Here is a 3,638-nt window from a genome sequence, read left to right as displayed (position 1 = left end):
GGGGAGGACGCGCCCGCGCCGGACGGCGGGCCGCCCGTCGCGGACGTCGGCTGCGGCCCCGGCAATGTGACGGCGCTCCTCACGGACCGCTGGCCCACCGCCCACGTCACCGGCTTCGACACCTCGCAGGCCATGCTCGACCGGGCCCGCACCGAGTACGAGGGCCCGACGCCCGGCGGCGGGTCGCTCACGTTCCGCGAGGCGGACGCGACGAACTGGGTGCCGGACCAGCTCTACGGCCTCATCGTCTCCAACGCGGCCCTCCAGTGGGTGCCCGACCACGTCAAGTCCTTCCCGGTCTGGCTGGACGGCCTCGTGCCGGGCGGCACGTTCGCCTTCCAGGTCCCCGGCAACTTCACCTCACCGAGCCACACGATCCTCAGGGACCTGTGCGCCGCCCCCCGCTGGCGCTCCCGCCTCGACGGCCGGCTGCGCTTCGCGCCCGTCCTCGAACCCGCCGAATACCTGGCGACCCTGCTCGACCTCGGCTGCGAGGCGGACGTCTGGGAGACCACCTACCTCCAGGTCCTCCAGGGCGAGGACCCCGTCCTCGACTGGGTGAAGGGCACCGCGCTGCGGCCCGTCCTGACCGAACTCATCGCCGCCGCCGACAGCGGCGCCCCCGCCGACGCGTTCACCGCCGAGTACCGCGAGGCGCTGCGCGAGGCCTATCCGCCCACCCCGCACGGCACCGTCTTCCCCTTCCGCCGCATCTTCGCCGTCGCCCGGAGGCCCGCCTGATGCCGACCGCTCTCGACCATGTGCGACTCGCCACGCCACCGGGCACGGAGGACGCCCTGCGCGCCTGAGGGCCCGCGCCCCGGAAGCGGCTGAGGCCCCGCCCGCGCCCGGAGCCCGGGCCTGGGCCGATGCCGGTGCCGGGGCGGGCTGAAGCCCGTCAGAGCGCGCGCAGCGCGTCCAGCGAGATGTCGATGTCGATCTCGAACGGCACGGTGATCTTCAACCGGTCGTGGTGGATGCCGGTGAGCCCGTAGGCGCCGGTGGGTACGTCGAGCTCGTAGACGTGGACCACCGGGTGCTCGTCGTTCTCGGCCATCTCGACCAGCCAGAAGTGCGGGATGCCCGCCTCCGCGTACCGGACGGGCTTGGTTTTGCGGTCCCTCGCCTCGGACTCGGGCGAGACGACCTCGACGGCGAGGACGATGTCGGCGGCGACGAACGACGTCTGCGAGAAGCTCCTCACCGCCTCTGTCCGGACCACCGACACGTCGGGCTCCAGAGCTGTTCGACGGTCGAGGCGTACCGCCATCTCCGGTTCGACCGACAGATGATCCGGCGCCGCATCGCTGAGCAGCGCGGTCAGCAGATGGATCACCCTCGCGTGGAAACGGCGTTGCGGGCTCACGAAGACGAGGCTCCCGTCGATCAGCTCTGTGTGCGGCGGGAGATCCGGAAGCGTGAACAGGTCGTCCACGGTGTAGCCGTCCACCGGGGGCATGGGCCAGCGGGGTGCGTCGTCCTCCTCCGGCTCGGGCCGGAGGCGAGCGTCGTTCTGCACGGGCTCGGCAGTCATGGTTCCTCCCATGAAGGGGACGGTAGGCCTCGCGTCCCACGGTAGCCGCCGCTTCGCCGTCCGCGTCATCACTACGAGTGACCGGCACGTCCCCGATGACGCCGATGCTCCCGCGCCGATGTCCCGAGCATCGCTGACGCGCGACGCCTCAGACTTTCCGGTGGCCTATCATCCGGGGCTTGGCCTCCAGGTTGCCCAGGCCGTGCCAGGCCAGGTTGACCAGGTGGGCCGCCACCTCGGCCTTCTTCGGGCGGCGCGCGTCCACCCACCACTGGCCCGTCAGCGCCACCATGCCGACCAGCGCCTGCGCGTACAGCGGGGCCAGCTTCGGGTCGAAGCCGCGCGCCTTGAACTCCAGGCCGAGGATGTCCTCGACCTGTGTCGCGATATCGCTGATCAGCGAGGCGAACGTGCCCGTCGACTGGGCCACCGGCGAATCCCGCACGAGGATGCGGAAGCCGTCCGTGTACAGCTCGATGTAGTCGAGCAGCGCGAACGCCGCCTGCTCCAGCAGCTCGCGCGGGTGCCCCGCGGTCAGCGCGCCCGTCACCATGTCGAGCAGCTGGCGCATCTCGCGGTCCACGACGACCGCGTACAACCCCTCCTTGCCGCCGAAGTGCTCGTACACCACCGGCTTGGACACCCCGGCCTTGGCCGCGATCTCCTCCACCGACGTGCTCTCGAAACCCTTCTCGGCGAACACCGTACGGCCGATGTCGAGCAGCTGCTGACGGCGCTCCGCCCCGGTCATCCGGACCCTGCGCGCGCGCCTGCCCGGGGCGGGACGGCCGGCTTTGCCGCTCCCACCCGCGCTCTTCGAACTCGTGTCGGTCGCCACGGGCGCCATCATGCCCCATCGACCAGTGCGCCGACCGGGCGTCGAGCCGCGGGCCGGACCGGGCCGGGCCTGCGCGGACCTCCGCGGGCCGGCGGCGCCAGCAGGCGACCCCGGCAGGCGGCCCCGGCAGGCGGCGGGCCGGGGAGCCGACGGGCCCCGGAAGCCGATGCCGCCCCCCGGGGCCGCCCCCCCCGGCGCTCAGGCCGCGTTCGTCGGCGCCATCGTCCGCTTCGCGCTGAGCCGGTCCGCGCTCGGCCACCGCACGTCGTGCGCCCAGCCGATCCGCTCGAACCAGCGGATCAGCCGCGCGCTGGAGTCGAGCTGCCCGCGCAGCACCCCGTGCCGCGCGCACGTCGGGTCCGCGTGGTGCAGGTTGTGCCAGGACTCCCCGCACGACAGGACCGCGAGCCACCACACGTTGCCGCTGCGGTCACGCGACTTGAACGGGCGCTTGCCGACCGCGTGGCAGATCGAGTTGATCGACCACGTGACGTGGTGGAGCAGCGCCACCCGTACCAGCGACCCCCAGAAGAAGGCCGTGAACGCGCCCGTCCAGGACAGCGTCGCCAGACCGCCCACCAGCGGCGGCACCAGCAGGGACACCAGCGTCCACATCGCGAACTGCTTCGAGACCATCCGGATGGCGGAATCCTTCATCAGGTCCGGCGCGTACTTCTGCTGCGGGGTCTGCTCCTCGTCGAACATCCAGCCGATGTGCGCCCACCACAGGCCCTTCATCAGGGCGGGCAGCGTCTCGCCGAAGCGCCAGGGCGAGTGGGGGTCCCCCTCGGCGTCCGAGAACTTGTGGTGTTTGCGGTGGTCGGCGACCCCCCCCACCACCGGGCCCTCCACCGCCATCGAGCCCATCACCGCCAGCACGATCCGCAGCGGACGTTTCGCCTTGAAGGAGCCGTGGGTGAAATAGCGGTGGAAACCGATGGTGATGCCGTGGCACCCGATGTAGTACATGACGACCATCAGGCCGAGGTCGAGCCAGCTGATGCCGCCCCACCGCCAGGCCAGCGGGATCGCGGCGATCAGCGCCACGAACGGCACGAAGATGAAGAGCAGCAGAGCGAGCTGCTCGATGGACCGCTTCTTGTCGCCGCCGAGCGTGGCGGCGGGCAGCGGGGCGCCGTCGGAGCGGGTGGGGTTGGGGGAGGAGTCTTCGATCACGTCGGGGCTTGTGGTCATGGGGGTCCCCTGGGGTGAGGAATACGGCAGTTGCCCGTATACGGGTGCGTAACCTACGGCATCGTAACGACC

The 3,638-nt window shown here is 71.6% G+C and carries 4 protein-coding genes; 1 reads left to right on the top strand and 3 read right to left on the bottom strand.

Annotation, left to right across the window (positions count from 1 at the left end; genetic code table 11):
- Window positions 1–741: methyltransferase domain-containing protein (locus tag LCE31_RS37855; RefSeq protein WP_225022678.1), on the top strand; the 741-nt coding region annotated here is incomplete at its 5' end.
- A 157-nt stretch (window positions 742–898) separates the two neighbouring features.
- Here LCE31_RS37855 and LCE31_RS37850 read toward each other — a convergent pair.
- The 3 genes from LCE31_RS37850 to LCE31_RS37840 all read right to left on the bottom strand — a co-directional run bounded on the left by LCE31_RS37850 (window position 899) and on the right by LCE31_RS37840 (window position 3,566).
- A complete protein-coding gene (locus tag LCE31_RS37850) occupies window positions 899–1,546 on the bottom strand; it encodes a Uma2 family endonuclease (protein WP_374118691.1) in 648 nt (215 codons plus the stop codon).
- Between the two features lie 136 nt (window positions 1,547–1,682).
- Window positions 1,683–2,384, bottom strand: a complete 702-nt coding sequence (locus LCE31_RS37845; RefSeq protein ID WP_225022676.1) for a TetR/AcrR family transcriptional regulator — start codon at window positions 2,382–2,384, stop codon at window positions 1,683–1,685.
- 186 nt (window positions 2,385–2,570) lie between these two features.
- Window positions 2,571–3,566, bottom strand: a complete 996-nt coding sequence (locus tag LCE31_RS37840; RefSeq protein ID WP_225022674.1) for an acyl-CoA desaturase — start codon at window positions 3,564–3,566, stop codon at window positions 2,571–2,573.
- Window positions 3,567–3,638 lie beyond the last annotated feature (72 nt).

Source organism: Streptomyces sp. 8L (assembly GCF_020176795.1).
Classification (GTDB): domain Bacteria; phylum Actinomycetota; class Actinomycetes; order Streptomycetales; family Streptomycetaceae; genus Streptomyces.
This window is presented reverse-complemented; position numbering and strand designations above follow the sequence as displayed.